We start from the raw sequence: 303 nt of genomic DNA, 5'->3' as shown, positions 1-303 counted from the left end.
CAAAGCCGTTCGATTGATGGTGTGGATGGCTCCTGCGCCCGGCGTCGCGATGCGCCATGATTGGGTGTCATTGTCCCAACTGGAGGAGCCATCCATGTTCGAAGTTAACACAGTCGGCGTCGATCTCGCCAAGAATGTCATCCAGGTTCACGGCGTCGATGCCGATGGGAAGGTCGTGATGCGGCGCCAGCTCCGGCGGCGCCAGTTTCTCGCGTTCTTCGAAGGACGTCCGCGTTGCTTGATCGGCATGGAGGCCTGTTCGGGAGCTCATCACTGGGGGTCGGAAGCTGCAGGAGATTAGTC

At 60.1% G+C, this 303-nt stretch carries 1 pseudogene; it reads left to right on the top strand.

Going from position 1 to position 303, the window contains the following annotated elements:
- Positions 1-94 precede the first annotated feature (94 nt).
- A pseudogene (locus tag E1297_RS00390) lies at positions 95-303 on the top strand (IS110 family transposase); the annotation flags it as partial.

It is taken from the genome of Roseibium sp. RKSG952, from assembly GCF_009711355.1.
Note: the sequence above shows the minus strand (reverse complement) of the source record. Positions and strands in the feature narration are given on the sequence as shown.